This window comes from Gammaproteobacteria bacterium, from assembly GCA_029882975.1.
Taxonomy (GTDB): Bacteria; Pseudomonadota; Gammaproteobacteria; order SZUA-152; family SZUA-152; genus JAJDNG01.
The window spans coordinates 13,360-33,293 of sequence record JAOUJW010000023.1 but is presented as its reverse complement, the minus strand read 5'-3'; the positions used below and the strand labels follow the sequence as shown (position 1 = coordinate 33,293).

Genomic DNA, 19,934 nt, shown 5'->3' with positions numbered 1-19,934 from the left:
TCGATTACACCGCCACCGGTGCTTTGATGTGGGGGTGGCATTGATAGTTAATCAATTCAAAGTCTTCAAAAGAAAATTCAAAAATGGAATGGATTTTGGGGTTAATACGCATTTTCGGAAGAGGGTGCGGTTGCCGAGACAATTGTTCCTCGGCCTGATCCAGATGATTCAGATACAAATGAGCATCTCCCAGAGTATGAACAAAATCACCGGGTTTTAAATCGGTAACTTGCGCCAACATCATAGTCAGTAAGGCGTAGGACGCGATATTGAACGGTACCCCCAAAAAAATATCGGCGCTGCGTTGGTAGAGTTGGCAGGATAATTTTCCTTCCGCAACATAGAATTGAAAAAATGCATGGCAAGGGGGCAGGGCCATTTTTTCCAGTTCTCCCACATTCCAGGCGCTGACAATAATGCGACGACTGTCGGGGTTGGCCTTAATTTGGGTGACGACTTGGCTGATTTGATCGATGGTTTGTCCGGATGCTGCAGGCCAAGAGCGCCATTGATGGCCGTAGATAGGGCCAAGACTTCCGTTTTCATCAGCCCACTCGTCCCATATAGAGACATTGTTATCATGCAGGTATTGTACGTTGGTGTCGCCACGCAGGAACCAGAGTAACTCATGGATGATGGAGCGCAGGTGTAATTTTTTGGTCGTGACCAGGGGAAATCCTTGGGAAAGGTCAAATCGCATTTGGTGACCAAATACGCTCAAGGTGCCTGTACCGGTGCGATCTTCCTTTTTAACTCCCGTTTCTTTCACATGCCGCATCAGGTCCAGGTATTGTTGCATCAGTGACTACCTCTTTTGCCTTGTTGTCCTTGGTTTTTTGCCGCCTGCTGAGCTGATTTTTCTTCGGTCTGCGTGACTGATGCCGTCGCAGAATGACCATCGTTGTGTTTATAGGCCCAGACAATAAGTCCTGCCCCCAGTAAAATCATGGGGAAGGATAGCAGCTGTCCGGTGGTAAGCCAGCTGAAAGCAATAAACCCGCCCTCACCCATGTGAGCGTCGGGTTGGCGTACAAACTCCACCAGAAAGCGAAACAAACCGTAAAACAAAGAAAACATACCACTAACCGCCATCACCGGGCGGGGCTTGGCAGAGTAGAACCAAAGGATGAGAAACAGGATGATGCCTTCCAGAAAAAACTCGTACAACTGGGAAGGGTGCCGAGGTTGTGATCCACCACTGGGAAATACCATGGCCCAAGGTACATCGGTGGTACGTCCCCACAATTCACCGTTGATGAAATTTCCCATTCGACCGGTTGCCAGACCAATCGGGACGAGTGGGGACACAAAGTCCATAATTCCGAAAAAGCTGCGTTGCTGTTTCTTTTTTAGTAGAGTCATGGCGACCAATACACCCAGGAAGCCTCCGTGAAAGGACATGCCGCCTTCCCATACGCGTAGGATCATAATGGGGTCGGCAAGAAATTTATCCAGACTGTAAAACAGGGTATAGCCAATGCGTCCGCCAAGGACCACGCCCATGGCGCCGTAGAAAATCATGTCGGATACTTGGTCTTCGGTCCAGCCGGAGCCTGTTTGACGGGCGCGTTTAACGCCTAACCACCAAGCGCCGGCGAAACCGAATAAATACATGAGTCCGTACCAGTGGACTTTGACGGGACCGAGATGAAATGCGACCGGGTCAATATTTGGAAATGTAAGCATAGGCGGCAAGTGTATCATGGGAAAGGGCGCTCCGGAAATAATCCGCCCTTACCCCGGTTTCAAGCGCTACGGTCAAACAATACGCGGCTGGTATAGCATTTAAGGTAATTGGTTTCGGCTATGGCGGGGTGTGCCGGATGATCCGGTCCTTGGTGGCCCTGTTCAATGAGACAGGCTTGGCGGTCAAGGTGACGAGCGGCTTTTTGAATAACGTCCACCAGTTCTTCTGATTTGAGATGAAAGGAACAGGAGGCGGATATTAATAGACTGTCTTTTTCTAATAATTGCATGGCAGACTGATTGATGCGCCGATAGGCATTGAGTCCTTCCGAATGGTCTTTTTTGCGTTTAATGAAAGCCGGTGGGTCTAAAATGATGACGTCAAATTTTTGCTGTTCATGTTGCAGCATTTTTAAGGCTTCAAAAGCATCCCCCTGGATGACATCCAGCGTCACATTGTTTAATTGCGCGTTACGTTCAATCCAATCGCAGGCAGTGGAGGATGTTTCCACGCAGGTAACTTGGCCCGCACCTGCTGTTGCGGCCTGTACGCCCCATGCACCCAGGTAACTGAATACGTCCAGAACGCGTTTGTCTTTGACCAATGATCGCATATGGTGACGATTGATACGGTGATCATAAAACCAGCCGGTTTTTTGCCCTCCCAGAGCCGGTGCTTGAAACCGGGTTTGGTTTTCCTCAATGTCCAGGGTTTCCGGTGTTTGGCCTAGAACCGTTTCGGTATACAGCGTCAGGCCTTCGGTGCTGCGCATGGGGGCATCATTGCGCAGTATAATGCAGTCACAAGCGGGCCCCAGGACTTTACTGCAAGCGGCCACAATATGGTCTTTGTGTTTTTCCATGCCCGCTGTGCTGATTTGGACCACTAAAGCCCGGTTAAATCGGTCGATAATCAGCCCCGGTAGTCCGTCGGCTTCACCGTACACCCAGCGATAGTAGGGAGTGGAAAAAAACCGTTGTCTCAACGTTAGGGCGATTTTGAGGCGATGGGTGATCAGTGATTGGTCAAGTACGGTGTCCGGTTTGCGGCTGATCATGCGAGCGCATATGAGGGTATTGGGGTTGACATAGGCGCTGCCAAACGGCTTGCCGCGGGCATCGGTTACCACCACTGTCTCGCCTGGCTCAAAAGATTTTAATGGTGTTTTTTGTGTATCGACTTCGTTACTGTATATCCACACATGGCCGGCCTTGAGTCGCTTCTCTTCGTTTTTTTTCAATGCCAGTGTTGCCATGGTGTTGCTCCCGTAGTGCGGCTAAATTGCTGATTTGTGGCTATAATGCGCCATGGGCCTTTATACCGTAAACACCGGTTCAGGTTAAGTGTTTTCAAGCGTTTTCATTCAGGACGAATCCCATGCAGGACTGTCTACAAACATCCAACCAAATGGCCGGTCAGACCAGCCCCTACTTGTTGCAACACCAGCACAATCCGGTGCACTGGTTGCCCTGGGGTGAACAGGCCTTGGCGTTGGCGCGTCGCTTGGATAAGCCGATTTTGTTGTCTATAGGTTATTCAGCTTGCCATTGGTGTCATGTGATGGCGCATGAGTCTTTTGAAGATGAAGCGACTGCTGAATTGATGAACCGCCTCTACATCAATATTAAAGTGGATCGAGAAGAGCGCCCGGATCTGGACCGGATATATCAAACGGCACACCAGATACTGTTGCAACGCGGCGGTGGTTGGCCATTAACGGTGATATTGACTCCTGAGCAAATTCCTTTTTTTGCCGGAACCTATTTTCCCAAAGATCCCCCGCGCCGGGATTCCGCTCACCAAATGCCCGCATTCGCTCAGGTGCTGCAACAAGTGGAGCAGTTTTATCGCCAATACCCTGAGGAGTTGCAGCAACAAAATCAACAGGTGCTACAACTGTTACAGCAAACGGTTGCGAGTACAGTGCAGCCCTTGGAAGATCTCAATGCGTCGCCTTTGGATATGGCCTATAAGCAGTTGGCACAGAGTTTTGACGAGGTTCACGGGGGGTTTGGAAAAGCGCCTAAGTTTCCCCATCCCAGTAATCTGGAGCGCTTGTTACGGCAAGGAGCGGCTGAAGAGGGCACGTCTCAGGCGATGGAAATGGTTAGAACCAGTTTGCTAAAAATGGCGCGAGGCGGGTTGTTCGACCAGTTGGGGGGTGGTTTCTTTCGCTATTGTGTGGACGATGCTTGGACCATTCCCCATTTTGAAAAAATGTTGTACGACAATAGTTCTCTATTGGGTTTGTACGCTTGGATGTATGCGGTAAGTGGCGATAGTGAGTTTGCACAAGTGGCACATAAAACCGCGCGCTGGGTATTGGAACAAATGCAAAACGAAGCGGGTGGCTACTACTCCAGCCTGGATGCGGATTCAGAAGGCGGAGAAGGGGCGTTTTACGTCTGGAAATTAGAACAATTGACGACGATCCTAAACGAATCAGAATATGGTTTGGTGCGGCGCCTCTTTGGTTTGGATCAAGCGCCGAATTTTGCGTCCGCGTGGCATTTGGTGCAGCGGCAAACGTTGGCTCAAGTGGCGGCTGAATTGTCCTTAACTCAGTCTCAGGCTGAGCAAGTTTTGGCAACCGCATTGAATAAGATGGCTCAGGACCGCGGACAACGTCCACATCCGGGGCTGGATGAAAAAGTGTTAACGGCTTGGAACGGTCTGATGATTAAGGGGATGGCGGTTGCCGCCGGCGCGTTGGATTGTGAAGAGTACTTACGGTCGGCCCAACAAGCCGTAGATTTCTTAAAAGAAAACTGTTGGAATCAGGGGCGTTTGTTGGCTTGTTATAGCCAAGGGCAGGCTCGCCTCAGAGCTTATTTGGATGATACGGCGTTTTTAATGGATGGTTTGCTGGAGTTACTGTGTCTGCAATGGCGGGATCAAGATATGCGCTGGTTAATACAATTGGCGGACACCTTGCTGGAACATTTCGAAGATACTGCGGGCGGTTTCTTCTTTACTGCCAATGATCACGAAACCCTGATACAACGTCCCAAAGTGTATATGGATGAAGCCATACCGGCCGGCAACGGGGTTGCCGCCAAGGTATTGTTACAGTTGGCAGCCCTGACCGGTGAGCAAAAATACCAAACTGCCGGGCAACGGGTGCTGCAAAATGCGTGGGAATCCATACAACGGCTACCATTGGCGCATTGTGCAATACTAACTGCTCTGCAGGAGTATTTATATCCGCCTGCGTTAGTCGTTATTTGTGGCAAAGCCGAGCCCATGCAATCCTGGCGTCAGCAACTGGGCCACAACGCGCAACGTTGGGTTGTATGCGTTCCGGAGTCTGCTCAATTTCTACCGGGAACTTTAGCGTTGAAACAGCCGGGCGAGCAGGTTAAGGCGTATGTGTGCGCTGCCGGGAGCTGTTCATTGCCGATCACCGATCTTCAGGCACTATTGGAGCGTTTGGACACTAGGGAACCTCTAGCTCCTTGAATGGCAGGTTATGAGGACTAAACCAGGAATTAATCAGAGGTTCTCCCTAGTTCTGTCCCAACACCATGACCTTGTTGCGGCCACTGTTTTTGGCTTGGTACATGGCTTCATCCACCTTGGTGAATAGAGTTTTCAGATCCAGGCCGGGTGAGCTGATGTCAAAGGAATACAAACCAATGCTTACGGTGACGGAGAGCGATTGGTTTTCAAATTGAAATTTCTCTGCGGCTATTTCGGCCAAAATATTATCGGCCCGTTCTCTGGCAATTTTTTCATCCGCTCGAATCAACAGAATAAATTCGTCACCGGCGTATCGAGCGGCCAGGTCACTTTGACGCATATTATGGTCGAGTATTCGGGCAACTTTACTCAGCGCCATGTCTCCGGCTGCATGGCCATAAGTGTCATTGATTTGTTTGAAATGATCCAAATCCAGCAATAGCAGGCTGGCACGGTCCCTATCTCCTTGACGTCGGGAACACAGCTTGGCAATGGTTTGCTCGAAGTGATATCGATTGGCTAAACCGGTTAAGTGATCGCTGCGTGCCAGCTCATTCAGTTGTTCGTTGGCCTGTTGTAAGTTATGGGTGGCGGCGTCGATTTTGTGTTGCAGGCCTTCATTCAGCTTTTGAATTTCCGCCCGGGAATGGCTTAGGCCCTGAATCGCGTCGCGGAAGGTTTTGGCCAGTTGTTGGATTTCCTTGGGGGCGGACAAAGTTTCCGGAAGGTTGTGTTTGAAACCGTCAGAGGCCAGCTTTTGTGCTGCTTTTGCCAGTTTTTTCAACGGGGAAGTGATCCAACGTCCCAGGTAAATAGCGGTCACAATGGCTAACAACAGGCCCATTAAGGCCCAACGAAATTCTGCATACAGAATCGTGCGGACTTGTGCCTGCATTTCCGTTTTGGGCTGGGGCACCATAATGCCCCATCCCAGTTCGGGCACGCTGGTATAACCGGCAACCATATGGCTTTTTACAAATGGCGAAAAGAACTCTGTAACCCCGGTTTTTCCCGCCATCATTTTCTGAACGATGTCCAGATTCGACAGGCTCTTAATCTGGGTTTTCATCCAGTCCGGATTGGGGTGCGCCAGCACTTGGCCCAGGTTATCAACGATGGCCGAGTGTCCCGCTTTCCCAAAACGAATAGCAGCACGTAATTTTTCGATCGGTTCCAGCTTGAGCTCGCCCACCAGAATGTGGCTGGGCACTCCGGCACCGCTGTACAAGGGCGTGGCGATAAATACGCTGGGTTGACCTGTTAGCGGGTTAATCCGTACCGGACTGACACTGGTTTGGTGGTGCAATGCCTTGCCGACGAAGGTATGGTGGGTGAACATGTTGTCTTTTAAAACCTGACGGGGACGATATTCGGTGATGTGATTGAGAACGTACTGGGTGTTATCCAATAGAAACAAAGCAGTTAAACCTTCGGAGTACAATAGGGATTCATAGAGCAAATGTTCAGTGGCTTCTTTGTTGGGTTTTTGCAGCAGTTCTCTAATACGTAAATGTTCTCCCGTCAATGCCAGCACGGCTTTTTGATTTTTGACATAGATGGAAATGGGGTTGGCCAGATTTTCGGCCAGCAATTGGTGTTTTTCGCGAACTTCACGCCAGGCGTTATCCCAGGCAGCGTTATAGACTTTGATTCCGAATATTGTCACCGGCAGGCAGGCGACAAGCCCGAAGCAGAGTATTAACAGAACGTTAATCGATAGACTAAACGGCGCTTTCTTGTCGTCTTGAGTAGGCAAGCGTCCCTCCTGGCTGGGGCTTTAGTTCATGGTTTTGCCATAAATAATGTCGGCCGTTGCAGACCAAAAGTGAAGTTTTTCCGTTGCTTAGGAGGATCGGCCGGGGTTACTCATGCCGGGGCTTTGGCGGAGATTATTAAGAATTACAGGGGTCTATGGAGCTTGCCGGCGGCAAGCTCCAACGCTGGGGTTACAGGCGGCGATCAAAGCTATCCTGGAAACGTTCTTCAAACTCCGCCAGGGTGAAACTGTGATTTTGAGTGCCGGGTTGCTCAATTTTGATGGCCCCCATAAGTGAAGCGACACGACCTGTGGTTTCCCAGTCCATATCGTTCATCAAACCGTATAAGAGGCCGCCGCGGAAGGCGTCACCGCAACCGGTAGGGTCGGTGATTTTATGGGTTTTGGCGGTGGGAATGTCAATACGATGGCCGCCGGCGTAAATGTGGGCCCCTTTGCTTCCCAGAGTGACGACCAATGCCTCCAACATGGAGGCCATTTCATGCAGGGATTTGCCGGTACGTTCCTGCATTAATTGGGCTTCGTAGTCGTTACAAGCAGCCCAGGTGGCTTGTTCCAGAAAATTGATGATGTCTTTACCGTCGAACATAGGCAGTCCCTGGCCGGGGTCGAAAATAAAAGGAATATTATCGGCGGCAAATTGCTCCGCGTGTTGAATCATGCCGTCACGCCCATCCGGAGATACGATACCAATTGACACATCACTGGCATCGCTGACTTTGTTTTCATGAGCACGGCTCATGGCACCGGGATGAAACGCTGTAATTTGGTTGTCATCCAGGTCGGTGGTGATAAAGGCCTGGCCGGTGTAAGTATCTTCCAGGACTTTAATATGCGTCTGATCCAGTTGGCATTGTTCCATCCAACGGGAATAGGGGCCAAAATCGTTGCCAACCGTTGCCATGGGCAGTGCCTTGCCGCCGAGCAGATTAAGATTGTAGGCAATATTGCCGGCGCAACCACCGAATTCCCGGCGCATGTCCGGTACCAGGAAGGAAACATTGAGCATGTGCACCTTGTCAGGCAGGATGTGATTCTTGAAGTGGTCGTGAAACACCATAATGGTGTCGTAGGCATAAGAGCCACAAATCAGAGCGGACATAGAGGTTCCTTCTTTTAAGTCAATAGGATAGCTGCCCAAATCAGGGCCACGTTCAACAGGCTCAGCAGCACCGCGGCGGAACCGATGTCTTTAGCGCGACCGGACAGCTCATGCTGTTCGCCGCCAAATCGGTCCACCGTGTTTTCCACTGCGGAATTGAGCAGCTCTACTATGAGAACCAATAGCAGACTGCCTGTCAACAAGGCTTTTTCCACGCCGGTATTGCCCAGCCACAAACCCAAAGGGCCCAGCAACAATGCCAGGGCGCATTCCTGGCGAAAGGCGGCTTCGTGTTTAAAGGCGGCCTGTAGACCTTGCCAGGAATAACCGGCCGCTTTAATGATGCGGGTGAGGCCCTTGTTTCCAGGTTTCATAAAGACGTTACTGGCTTCACAGGGTGTTTCCGGGTTTCCAGGCTAAGTTCAGTTCGCGGGCGGCCTTGACGTCATCCAGACGTTTTACCGGTAAGGTGTAGGGTGCGCCTTTCACAAACTCGGGTTTTTCACGGCTTTCCTGGGCAATGCTCACCATAGCATCAATAAACCCGTCCAAGGTCTGCTTGTCCTCCGTTTCCGTGGGTTCGATTAACAAACACTCGGGAACGATTAAGGGAAAGTAGGTTGTGGGTGCGTGAAAACCGTAGTCCAACAGCCGTTTGGCGTAGTCCATGGCATTGACGTTTAACTCTTTGGCTTCCTTTTTCAAGGTAAGAATAAACTCATGAGTTGCGCGACGTTGTGGCAGGGCCATGGTAAAGCCGGCTTGTTTCAATTTTGCCATCATGTAGTTGGCATTGAGGGTAGAGAACTCGGCGATGCGAGTCATGCCTTCACGTCCTACCAGACGAGCGTAGATGTAGGCACGTAGTAGCACGCCTGCGTTACCCATGAAAGCGGATAAGCGTCCGATGCTCTTGGGGTAGTCTTTTTCAGTGAGCCAGTGATATTTGTCGCCATCACGAGCAACGATAGGGATGGGCAGGTAGGGAAGCAGGCGTTCATTGACGCCAACCGGACCCGCTCCGGGGCCGCCGCCACCGTGTGGAGTGGAGAAGGTTTTGTGTAGATTCATGTGGATAACATCAAATCCCATATCGCCCGGTTTGACTTTGCCCAGGATGGCATTGAGATTAGCACCATCGTAATATAGCAAGCCGCCGGCGGCGTGCACCAGTTCCGCAATGGTTTTAATATCGCGTTCAAATACTCCCAGTGTGGATGGATTGGTCAGCATAATCCCTGCGGTTTGCGGCCCCAGTGCTTGTTTCAAGGCTTCTATGTCCACATCACCGTTATCATCGGTGGGGATTTCACGGGTTTTAAAGCCACACATGGTTGCAGTGGCCGGATTGGTGCCATGGGCTGCATCGGGAACCAAAATCTCGGTGCGTTGCCGGCCTTCGTTGTTTGCGTCATGATAGGCGCGAATCATGGCGACCCCGGCAAACTCTCCTTGGGCTCCCGCCATGGGGGTCAAAGAGACGGCTTTCATGCCGGTAACATCTTTTAAGATTTCCTGTAAATCATACATACAGGCTAAAAAACCCTGGCTGTGTTCCAAGGCGGCATAGGGATGGCGTGCCAGAAACCCCGGCAGCATGGCCAAAGAGTTGCATGCGCGGGGATTGTATTTCATGGTGCAGGAACCCAGCGGATAAAACTGGGTGTCGATGGAAAAATTCTTTTGCGATAACCGGGTATAGTGCCGGACTACCTGCAGTTCGGAAACCTCCGGCAGACGCGGTTTTTTCTTGCGTCGCAAATTTTCCGGAATGGCGCTGGTATCCCGTGGTTCCAGCGGTGCTTGCGCCGTATTACAGCGATTGTTTTGTGATTGCTCAAAAATTAACATAATCGTTTGCCTACTGTCTTTGTTTACGCAGGATTTTCGATGCTTTGCCTTAATGCATTGGCAAAATCATCCAAATCCTGTTCGGTTTTGGTTTCCGTAGCGCAAACCAGGATGGTGTTGCTCAAATCGGAATAGTCTTGCTCCAGAGCATAACCGCCCAGGATGTTACGTTGTGCCAGTTGTTGTAGCACAGTGTCTGCGGCTACCGGTAAACGCAGGGCGCATTCATGGAAGATGGGTCCTTGAAACAGTCTTTCCACACCTTTAATGGTGCACAGTTTTTCCACCAGTAATGCCGTGTTGTGCATGCTATGGGCGGCCACTTGTTCCAAGCCGTGGGTTCCCAGTAAAGCCATGTACATAGTCGCAGCGGTGGTCATCAAGCCCTGATTGGTGCAAATGTTGGATGTGGCTTTGGAGCGACGAATATGTTGTTCCCTGGCCTGCAAAGTCAGGGCATAGCCTTCCTTGCCGTCCAGGTCTACCGTCTTACCAATGATGCGACCTGGCATTTGCCGCACCAAGGCTTGGGTGCAACACAAAAAGCCAAAATAAGGCCCACCTGAGGACAGGGGAATGCCCAGGGGTTGGCCTTCACCGCAAGCAATATCGGCTCCGTTTTCACCCCATTCACCTGGTGCGCTGAGCAATGCCAGGGCGGTTGGGTTGACCTGAGCGATGACCAGGGCGCCATGACGGTGGGCCCAGTCGGTGAGTTCATCCACTTGCTCCAGTTGTCCGAAAAAGTTGGGCTGAGGAATCACCAGGGCGGCAAAATCCCCCGGCTCCGCCGGCAGATCATTGATGCTGGTGGTGCCATTGCGGTTATCAAAGGCCAGAGTTTCCAGGGTGATTTTTTGGTTAGTGACAATGCTATGAGTGACTTTCCGGTATGCCGGGTGCAGGCTGTCGGCGATGAGAATGCGCCGGCTTTTGGATTTGCGATTAGCGCGCACGGCCATCAGCACCGCTTCGGCTAAGGCGGAAGCTCCGTCATACAGGCTGGCATTGGAAACATCCAGTGCCGTCAGTTGTGTCAGCATGCTTTGAAACTCATACAACAGCTGCAAAGTTCCCTGGCTGGCCTCTGCCTGATAGGGGGTATATGCGGTGTAGTATTCGCCCCGTGTGGTTAATTGCCAAATGGCGGCTGGAATATGATGTTCATAGGCGCCTGCCCCCATAAAGCAAAGTGGCGTGCCATCCTGTGATGCGCGTTGCGTCATCAAACGGGTGACCTGCATTTCGCTGGCACGCAGGGGGACCTGCTGTAATCCCGCACTGCGTAGTGCAGCCGGAATTTCGTCAAACAAGGCTTCGATGCTATCGGCACCGATGGTTTCCAGCATGGCCTGGATTTCGGTTTCAGTGTGAGGGATAAAGGGCATAGTTTTACGTCTTATTTCGGTTAATAACAGTGATTAATGTTGTTCTGAGTCAGCAAGTTCCTGATAGGCAGCGGCGTCCATCAGTTCGTCAGCTTCCTGGGCGTCTTCCGGTTTAAGTCGGAACAGCCAACCGTCACCAAAGGGGTCTTTGTTTACGGTTTCAGGAGCATCGGTCAGGGCTTCATTGACTGCAGTGATTTCGCCGGCAACGGGGCAATACACATCGGAAGCCGCTTTTACCGATTCCACCACAGCGCAGTCCTCGCCCGTGCCGAAGTTGGTGCCTACATCAGGCAGTTCGATAAAGACCATATCACCTAACAAGTCCTGGGCATGTTGGGTGATACCCACCGTGACTTCTCCATTGCTTTCGGTGCGAACCCATTCATGGGTTTTGGTGTATTTGAGTTCTTCAGGTGTTGTGCTCATGTTGATTTCCTCTTTGAATCTAATGTCTACAATCGTGTTTTGTATTACTGCTGCTCCAGGCAGGATTTGCCAAAGCGAACGAAGGGCGGTTTTACCACCTCTACCGTGAGATTTTTTTTACGAATTTCCACTTCGCAGGTGTTTCCGGTAGCAGCCGGCACCCGCGCCATGGCGATGGCAAACCCTAATGTGGGAGAAAAAGTCCCGCTGGTAATGCAGCCTTCTCCAGCTGCGGTCAGCACTTTTTGCTGTGGCCGCAACACACCTTTCTCTTTCAATACCAGACCTACCAGTTTAGAGGCTGTATTACCCCGCTGTTTTTCCAGTTCGGCACGGCCGATGAAGTTCCGTTCGGCCGGTTCCCAGGCAATGGTCCAGCCCAGGGCTGACTCCAGAGGTGAGGTGGTCTCATCCATATCCTGTCCATACAAGTTCATACCCGCTTCCAGTCGTAAAGTGTCGCGAGCGCCCAGGCCAATGGGTTTAACCCCATGGTGTTCCAGCGCTTGCCAGGCATCGGCCGCCTGGGTATTGGGCAATATGAGTTCATATCCGTCTTCGCCGGTGTATCCGGTTCGGGCAGCGAAATAATCACCGCATTGAACCGCAAAAAATGGTTTTAGTTCTTTGGCAGGGTCCAAAATTGGGCCTAAGGCCGCATGGGCCTTATCGCGCGCATTGGGGCCTTGCACCGCGATCATGGCAAGATCAGTTTGTTCTTGTATTGAGACTTGGAAGGCTTCGGCTTGTTGTTGTATCCAGGCAATATCTTTTTCCCGGGTGGCTGCGTTGACGACCATGCGAAACCAGGTTTCGTGCATGAAGTAAACGATCAAATCGTCAATCACTCCAGCCTGAGGATTGAGCATGCAACTGTAGAGGGCTTTGCCGGGAATGGTTAGTCGGTTGACATCGTTGGCCAGTAAGTAGGCGAGAAACTCACGGGTGCGATCACCTGTGAGGTCCAGCACGGTCATGTGAGAGACATCGAACATGCCTGCGTCTTTGCGGACTTGGTGATGCTCTTCAATTTGGGAGCCGTAGTGAATAGGCATGTCCCATCCGGCAAAATCCACCATTTTACCGTTTTGTCGCAAATGTTGCCGGTACAACGCCGTTTGTTGGCTCATGATTGCTCCTTGTCCTAACTGTCAGTTGTGCTAAATATTTGCGCAACATTTATGTGCGCTAAAATAAAAAGGGCGGCAACTCAAATCGCTTCGTTAGAAAACAACGAGTTGCCGCCCCTCTGTCTTTAGTACCTGAGAGTTAAGCTCGGGATTGTTCTTCGAGCTGCCCCTTCGGTGGATCCACGAAAGGATCTCTCTCCAGAGTCAACGGTTGCTATGGTTCCTGGTGCCTGAGCGATTCCGGACGAGTTGCGCCTTCGGCGGTAGGTTTGAGCCTTCAGCTGGCTAAAGCCCTTTTAAAGCCTTTAACGAGTAAAGAACCTACTCTCTCCCACAGCAACACTAATGCTGAGCGCATAATATACCTCGACAGGCATTCAAATCCAAGTAATTACAATAGGATAGTTGTTGAGACCGGGGATTGAGTCAGCTTTATCCACAAAATGTGAATTATACCATTGATCTGCATACGAATAATCCGTATGCTTGGAAGCAGATATATGGAGGTCAATTGAGGAAGAAACCGACTTCCATTTCCAGTTTGCAGATTTTGCCGTATTCCAAGCAGTCAGTTTACCCGTCAACAGTCAGGGAGGACGGTTCACACCAGCCATGGGTTCCCCATGGATCCGACCGCAAGAGTTCCGGCAAACTTTTGCAATCATTGAGAAGGTGGTCACAATATTGCATTTTGCTTGCGCGTTGGATGCAGGGCAGGCAAAACCAAGTGTTTATATTGTGACTTGCATCGCAATCAGGCCCGCGCATACCGGCTAGTGTTTATCCCGATGAGTCGATATTTCGACACCAATTCGGAGATCATCCGGTTACTATTTTGTGCGGGCTCGGTCTGAGTGGACTCCCGGGGGTAGCATGCAAGTTAGAACAATTTATCGTTATGCGCTTATCGTTTTTCTCAGTATAGCGTTGTTACTGGGTTGCGGGCAGGAACAAAACCTGGAATTGCTGGGTAATTTCAGATTGGATGTTCCCATTGCCTATGTTAAACGTCCATTGGATGACATCGATAATGGTCAGGATCCATTTAACGCCATCCGTTATAAACCCGGTGGCCATTTATTTATCCGCGAGTTTGCCGCCAACGATTCCCGGGAATTTAATGTCACCGCGAATATTCCTTTTTATCCCAATGATCCAAATCCCAACAGAGTAAATCTACTGGCACCTGTTATGAACGGGAATAATGTGGTGCGTCAGGCGGGGGATGTGGCTACGCCGGATGTTTCTTTTGACGGTAAGCGCATCGTGTTTGCCGCTAAAGAAGGAGATTATACCAACCCCCCTCCAACTGGGCAGCCTAAGTGGGATTTGTGGGAGTACGTCATTCCTGAAGATGGGGGTATTGAAGACGGAACTCTACAGCGTTTGATTTCCCTGGATACGGTGGCTATACGGGGTAATGATTTTGATCCTGCTTACTTACCCGATGGTCGGGTGGTTTTCAGTTCTGATCGAGTCAGCGGTAAATCAGATGTTGTTCTGGTTTTGGAAGGGATCAGCGTGGATACGACACCGCTGATTACAGAGCGGGTTAACGAACCGACGGCCAATTTGCACATTCTTAACCCCCGTGACCAGGCTTTGGAGCAGATTTCTTTTAATAATAGCCATGAGTTGAACCCCAGTGTGTTGAGTGACGGTCGTATCGTCTATTCCCGCTGGGAACAATTTCGCGGTCAGAATTTTGATTTGTTTGTGGTGAACCCTGATGGGACCGGTAACAACATATTGTATGGCGGCCACAGTCATGATCCTGCCGTCAGCGATGATGTTTTTTTGAACGCCAAGCAGACACAAAACGGCCAATTGGTGGCCAACATCATGAACGTGCAGGATACCTTTAGCGGCGGTGATCTAATACGAATCGATTACGTAAATTTTGCAGATATCGATCAGCCACGTGACAACTCAACAAGCGACGAAACTGCAGGCCAGATATCATTAACGGGAAACCAGGTGACCCGCGGAAGCGGCTATTCCCGCCGTGGTCGCTATACCACACCGTTTCCTCTTTGGGACAATACGAACCGACTACTGGTGTCCTGGGCACCTTGCGAATCCGAGGATGTGAACGGAAATCGTCGTCCCTGTGCTCTGCGTGGGGTAGATTTAAGTGACCCGGATTTTGCGGCTCCCCCGGCCTATGGGGTTTGGATATTTGACGCCAATACCGGTGCCCAGCGCAATATTGTGCTACCCGAAGCGGGAATGACCATTACCGATCCGGTAGCCTTGGTGGATCGCGTGACCTTGGGGAATTATCCGGAAACGGTAGCAGACCAAGTAAGCAGTGAAGTTTTGGATAACAATATGGGCTTAATCAAAATACGCAGTGTTTACGATACCAGCAACTTGGCTTTGGTCGGGAATGGTGCTTTGATGGGGGATGAACGATTGCTTTGTAACACGGCCAGCTGCGGTGCCGCCGGTGCCCAGGTGGATATTCCCGCCATGTTGGCGTTGAACTTACCTCAGCGTCCCGCGGTACGGTTTGCCAGAATTGTGCGCGCTCCCATCATTGTGGCGAACCAAGGTACTGTGCGTAATATGCGCGAAATCAGCGGTTATCAACAGGTAGAGGCGGATGGCTCCGTGGTGATGCGAGTGCCGGCGAACTGGCCTTTTGCTATCGAGTTGACCGATATATATGGGCGTAAGTTCCGTAGCCACAATAACTGGCTGCAAGTTAAAGCCGGTAAAACCGTGGAATGTGTCGGTTGTCATGAAAATCACTCTAAGGCGGCGCCCATGTATCTGGGAACCACCGGTGCCGTGCCCAATGCCGACATGAATGCGCCGGTGCCTGTGGCGCAGACTTTGGCGGAAACTTTGCATCAATGGAATATATTATATGCTGATCTGGATCAGGGCTTGGCCTTTAAGGACTATTGGCGTGATCCTATGGGAACGGAGCTTCCAAGTACGGATACTACGTCATTAAATTATCAAGTGAGTTATGCGACACTGACAACTGCAGCGCCTGTGGATATTAACAACTGCATAAGCAATGTTTGCCGTACAATCATTGACTACGAAACCCATATTCAGCCCCTTTGGGAACGTGATCGTGACCCGGATCCGGTGCTTATCAGTGCATGTGTTACCTGCCACGCTGAACAGGATGCTTTGATGGCGGCGCAAGTGCCTGCAGGGCAATTGACGCTGACTCGCGGTGGCAGTACGGCCAGTATTGAAGTCGATGGCGAAACCGGGTTTGCATCTTATTATGAATTGCTGGACGATGATTTTGTCAGGGTGGTTGTGGGGACAGCTTTGGTTCGTCTGACGTCTCCCAACACAGTGAACGGCGTGACCACGCTGGATCCAGTGCCATTGGTGGATAATAGTGATCCCATCGCCGATCCTATCGCCAACGGTGGTGATGGTACGGTAGATCGTGATCGTCATATTCGTCCTTCCAATAACTCGCGATTAGATGGACCGTTCTTTGCAAAAATGACATCGGGCGCCGGAACTGTGGACCATAGTATGATGCTGGAACCTATCGAGATGTTACTGATTCAAGAATGGGTTGATCAGGGAGCTCGGTACTCTAACATTCCGTAGCGGAATGACCGCAGGGCGGGCATAAACAAAGTGACAGGAGTTATATTGAATTCTGGTATGAAACCGCCTGTTATCCAGGTTTGGTTCTTTGCGTTTTGCTGGATCTGTATGATGCTGGGGGCGGCACACGTTGCTGCGGCGACCGATGATGCGGCGAGTTATCCCCGGGTTATCGTCGCAGAGCCGTTTATAGAGCTGCATACGGGAGCAGGGAAGGGTTATCCTGTGTACCATGTGGTGGATCGGCATGAGTGGGTGGAAGTGCTGGTGCGTCAAGGCGATTGGTTTAAGGTTCGGGATCGTTTGGGTAAGGAAGGATGGGTGCTGATTGACGAAATGGAGAAAACCCTGTCTGCGCCCGGCGTGACCACTCAGTTCGAACGAATTAAAAAAGAACATTTTGGTGCAAGAACCTACGAGGGAGGTATTAACTTTGGGGATTTTGAAGGTTCCGCCATTATGGGAGTATATGCAGGTTTAAATTTTAATGACAATCTGGCAACGGAATTGGAAATATCCAAAGCAACGGGCCAATTTACCGAAACTTTGGTGGCACGGATAAATATTTTGTCTAACCCTTTTCCTACCTGGGACAGCGCGCCTTTTTTTACTTTGGGTGGTGGCTATATGCGCAACAAACCAAAAAGTTCCTTTGTCTTTGCTAATCCCACCAGTGATTTGTTTGCCAGTGTGGGTTTGGGTTATAGGCAATACATGAGTAAACGGGTTTTTTTTCGGGCAGATGTTAAACAAAACATAGTTTTTATCAGCGACAACAATAATGGAGATTTTCTGGAATGGAAAATCGGGTTTTCCTTTTTCTACTAGTTTTAACTTTGGGGTTCTCATTGGGGAATGTGTCAGCCGCTGAGGCGGATGGTGCAAACATAACTGAGGAAACCTCCGGTGATGCCGAGGCTCCATTGGAAGAGCCTTTGATAACCCCGACCGTTAAACGCAACAAGATTAAATTGGCGCGTATCGATACGGAAGATTTTCTCATTGGAATATTTGGGGGTTCTTATAGCATTGAGGACTTCGGTGTTCACCCGGTTTATGGTGCCCGTGTGGGTTTGTTGTTAACAGAAACTTTTTTTATCGATGCCACCATGGGTTTTTCAAAAGCAGGGCCTTCTTCTGCGGAAAAGCTGTTTAATTTTGATTTACTCACGGAACAGGAGCGAGAGCTGGTGTATTACGACGTCAGCGTCGGGTACAACCTGTTTCCGGGTGAAGCATTTATGGGTGACGATACCGCCTTTGTTACCACCTTATATGTGAGTGTAGGCGCCGGATCCACACAGTTTGCGGGAGATGACTATTTTACTCTGGTAGGGGGTATTGGCTATCGAATTGTGTTAACCGATTGGATGGCGGCACAAGTGGATTTTCGGGATCATATTTTTGAGTCTGATATTATGGGAGATGCGGAAATCAAGCATAATATTGAATATACCATAGGCGCGAGTTGGTTTTTCTAAACGCTGCCTGGCTGACTATAAAGGCATAAAAGGTAAACAAGTGAATTATTCTGCACAACAAATGAAAAAAATTATCCAAAATTTGTTGATGGTTGTATTGGCGGGACTTGTGGTGTTGCCGGTCGCTGCCGAAATCAAACCCTTGAAAGAAGCACCTGATTTTACGTTAAAAAGCAATCAGGGAACTAATATTCGCTTGAGTGAATTAAGAGGTGAAGTGGTTCTGATTAATTTTTGGGCATCCTGGTGTGGGCCTTGTCGTGATGAAATGCCTTTGCTTAATGATATCTATCTTAAGTTTCGCGATAAGGGTTTCAAGCTGCTGGGTGTGAATGTGGAAGAGGATTTCCGTAAAGGCAAAATCATGGTGCGGGATTTGAAAATCGTGTTTCCAATTTTGCTGGATTCGGAAAATACTGTCAGCAAAAAATTTGACATCGACGCCATGCCAACAACTGTTCTCGTGGACCGGGACGGCAATATCCGGTACATACATATGGGGTATCTGCCAGGGTATGAAGACGAATACCTGAAGCAGGTTAGAGAGTTGTTACAGGAATAGTTATGGCCAGTACGTCAAAGTCATTTAACAAGATGCGTGTTGCAGTTATTACTCTGCTGGTATTGGTCTTAAGCGCTTGTGGTTTAGAACCTTGGGTGAAACCGTATGAACGCGCTAATTTATCCGATCCCATCATGAGTTTTTCACGTAATCCGATTTCAGATTCCTATTTGAATCATGTGTATCAAGCCAGGGAAGCGGCTCGTGGCGCCGAGCTTGGACAAGGCGGTGGTTGCGGGTGTAACTGATGAAATACCTTTGCAAGGAAAAATCCAAGCCAGTCAGGCGCTCCCCCTTATGGGTGATGTTACTGGCGGCCCTATTATGCAGTTTGCCTTTGACAGCAGCCATTTTGCCTGAGGATCAAGTCGATAGTTTATATCATTCCTATGAAGGTGGTGGAGTATCTATCAACGGACCTTCTGTCACTGCACGTAGTGAGGTTGGAAAAAACACCTCCATGTCTGCTCATTATTATGTCGACTCCATTAGCAGTGCCTCAATCGATGTAGAAACCTTTGCCAGTCCTTATACTGAAAGGCGGGAAGAATACAGTATCAGTATGGAGCACATAAATGACAATTCCAATGTGAGCCTGGCCTACACGTCCAGCGAGGAAAGCGATTATGTGGCGGGTAGTTATCACCTGGGGATAAGTCACAGTATTTTTGGTGATCTGACGACGGTTTCACTGGGTTATTCTCGCGGTTTTGATTCGGTACGACGGAATATTTACGATACATCGGGGCCGGTAAAATACAAGCAGGGCTCAGCAATCGTGGGATCGGTGGATCGGCACCAATTTCGGTTCGGCGTAACGCAAATATTAAGCAAAAACCTTATCGCTAACCTGGGATTAGAGGTGATTACCGACGAAGGGTACTTGAATAATCCTTACCGAAGTGTATTTTATCGAGATGCCAGTTTGGCGGTATTAACAACCACGGAGCAGTATCCTGGTACTCGAACCAGTAGTGCCGTGTCGCTACGGGCCCGATATCATTTGCCCTGGCGGGCAGCCATGAAATTCGAAGTACGCTCTTATACCGATTCCTGGGACATTCGGGCCAATATGTTTGACCTGGGTTTTACTCAGCCCCTGGGACAAACGCTCATTATGGATTTTCATTTTCGGCAATATTCTCAGGGTGCTGCTTCCTTTTATAGCAACTACTTTGATTCTAAAAAAGTGTTTATGGCGCGTGACAAGGAATTGAGCTCATTTAGCAGTACCACAATAGGCGGCGGCGTTTCTTACGAGTTTATGAATCAAGGCTGGTGGAAATTCGACAAGGGTACGGTTAATACATCGTTGGATTTGGTTCGTTTTGACTATGACAACTATCGTGATGTCCGGGATGTGAGCCTGGCCGACGAATCTCAAATAGTCAATGCGCCCCGGTACAGTTTTACCGCAAAAATATTACAAATCTATATGTCTTTGTGGTATTGAATGCTGTTATTTGAGACTTAAGCAACC

At 49.8% G+C, this 19,934-nt stretch carries 17 protein-coding genes and 1 riboswitch; of the genes, 7 read left to right on the top strand and 10 right to left on the bottom strand.

Annotation, left to right across the window (positions count from 1 at the left end):
• Nucleotides 1-4 precede the first annotated feature (4 nt).
• Genes OEY58_15725 through OEY58_15715 form a run of 3 tightly spaced genes read right to left on the bottom strand, consistent with a single transcriptional unit; the run spans nt 5 to nt 2,942 of the window.
• Entirely contained in the window at nt 5-799 is a 795-nt protein-coding gene (locus tag OEY58_15725) for a thymidylate synthase (protein MDH5326907.1), read from the bottom strand.
• Nucleotides 799-1,686: a prolipoprotein diacylglyceryl transferase gene (gene lgt / locus OEY58_15720; GenBank protein ID MDH5326906.1), complete on the bottom strand. Its 888-nt coding sequence runs from the start codon at nt 1,684-1,686 to the stop codon at nt 799-801. The genes OEY58_15725 and lgt overlap by 1 nt, the downstream gene beginning before the upstream one ends.
• Nucleotides 1,687-1,745: 59 nt before the next feature.
• The gene (locus OEY58_15715) at nt 1,746-2,942 is read right to left on the bottom strand and encodes a class I SAM-dependent rRNA methyltransferase (protein MDH5326905.1); all 1,197 of its coding nucleotides are present in this window, start codon (nt 2,940-2,942) and stop codon (nt 1,746-1,748) included.
• Between the two features lie 122 nt (nt 2,943-3,064).
• Here OEY58_15715 and OEY58_15710 point away from each other — a divergent pair, with 122 nt between their 5' ends.
• Nucleotides 3,065-5,146 carry a thioredoxin domain-containing protein gene (locus OEY58_15710; protein ID MDH5326904.1) on the top strand — a complete coding sequence of 694 codons (2,082 nt, stop codon included), beginning with the start codon at nt 3,065-3,067 and terminating at the stop codon, nt 5,144-5,146.
• Nucleotides 5,147-5,192: 46 nt separating this feature from the next.
• Here the strand turns inward: OEY58_15710 and OEY58_15705 are convergent, their stop codons facing one another.
• The 7 genes from OEY58_15705 to gcvT all read right to left on the bottom strand — a co-directional run bounded on the left by OEY58_15705 (nt 5,193) and on the right by gcvT (nt 12,823).
• Nucleotides 5,193-6,902: a diguanylate cyclase gene (locus OEY58_15705; GenBank protein MDH5326903.1), complete on the bottom strand. Its 1,710-nt coding sequence runs from the start codon at nt 6,900-6,902 to the stop codon at nt 5,193-5,195.
• Between the two features lie 190 nt (nt 6,903-7,092).
• Nucleotides 7,093-8,025: a carbohydrate kinase family protein gene (locus OEY58_15700; GenBank protein ID MDH5326902.1), complete on the bottom strand. Its 933-nt coding sequence runs from the start codon at nt 8,023-8,025 to the stop codon at nt 7,093-7,095.
• 14 nt (nt 8,026-8,039) lie between these two features.
• Nucleotides 8,040-8,399: a diacylglycerol kinase gene (locus OEY58_15695; GenBank protein ID MDH5326901.1), complete on the bottom strand. Its 360-nt coding sequence runs from the start codon at nt 8,397-8,399 to the stop codon at nt 8,040-8,042.
• Between the two features lie 16 nt (nt 8,400-8,415).
• Entirely contained in the window at nt 8,416-9,879 is a 1,464-nt protein-coding gene (gene gcvPB, locus OEY58_15690) for an aminomethyl-transferring glycine dehydrogenase subunit GcvPB (GenBank protein MDH5326900.1), read from the bottom strand.
• A 20-nt stretch (nt 9,880-9,899) separates the two neighbouring features.
• Nucleotides 9,900-11,264, bottom strand: a complete 1,365-nt coding sequence (gene gcvPA / locus OEY58_15685; protein ID MDH5326899.1) for an aminomethyl-transferring glycine dehydrogenase subunit GcvPA — start codon at nt 11,262-11,264, stop codon at nt 9,900-9,902.
• Nucleotides 11,265-11,297: 33 nt separating this feature from the next.
• Nucleotides 11,298-11,693 (bottom strand): glycine cleavage system protein GcvH, encoded by a 396-nt coding sequence (gene gcvH, locus OEY58_15680; protein MDH5326898.1) that lies wholly within the window; start codon nt 11,691-11,693, stop codon nt 11,298-11,300.
• 44 nt (nt 11,694-11,737) lie between these two features.
• The gene (gene gcvT, locus OEY58_15675) at nt 11,738-12,823 is read right to left on the bottom strand and encodes a glycine cleavage system aminomethyltransferase GcvT (GenBank protein MDH5326897.1); all 1,086 of its coding nucleotides are present in this window, start codon (nt 12,821-12,823) and stop codon (nt 11,738-11,740) included.
• Between the two features lie 207 nt (nt 12,824-13,030).
• A riboswitch (glycine riboswitch) is annotated at nt 13,031-13,167 on the bottom strand.
• A gap of 529 nt (nt 13,168-13,696) precedes the next feature.
• Between gcvT and OEY58_15670 the strand changes: the two genes are divergently transcribed.
• From OEY58_15670 to OEY58_15645, 6 genes are all read left to right on the top strand, one after another.
• Entirely contained in the window at nt 13,697-16,411 is a 2,715-nt protein-coding gene (locus OEY58_15670) for a hypothetical protein (GenBank protein MDH5326896.1), read from the top strand.
• A gap of 57 nt (nt 16,412-16,468) precedes the next feature.
• A complete protein-coding gene (locus OEY58_15665) occupies nt 16,469-17,239 on the top strand; it encodes an outer membrane beta-barrel protein (GenBank protein ID MDH5326895.1) in 771 nt (256 codons plus the stop codon).
• 29 nt (nt 17,240-17,268) lie between these two features.
• Nucleotides 17,269-17,892: an outer membrane beta-barrel domain-containing protein gene (locus OEY58_15660; protein ID MDH5326894.1), complete on the top strand. Its 624-nt coding sequence runs from the start codon at nt 17,269-17,271 to the stop codon at nt 17,890-17,892.
• A 61-nt stretch (nt 17,893-17,953) separates the two neighbouring features.
• Nucleotides 17,954-18,454, top strand: a complete 501-nt coding sequence (locus OEY58_15655) for a TlpA family protein disulfide reductase (protein MDH5326893.1) — start codon at nt 17,954-17,956, stop codon at nt 18,452-18,454.
• 2 nt (nt 18,455-18,456) lie between these two features.
• Nucleotides 18,457-18,702: a DUF4266 domain-containing protein gene (locus OEY58_15650; protein ID MDH5326892.1), complete on the top strand. Its 246-nt coding sequence runs from the start codon at nt 18,457-18,459 to the stop codon at nt 18,700-18,702.
• Nucleotides 18,702-19,907: a DUF3570 domain-containing protein gene (locus tag OEY58_15645; protein ID MDH5326891.1), complete on the top strand. Its 1,206-nt coding sequence runs from the start codon at nt 18,702-18,704 to the stop codon at nt 19,905-19,907. Before OEY58_15650 ends, OEY58_15645 begins: the two co-directional genes overlap by 1 nt.
• Nucleotides 19,908-19,934 lie beyond the last annotated feature (27 nt).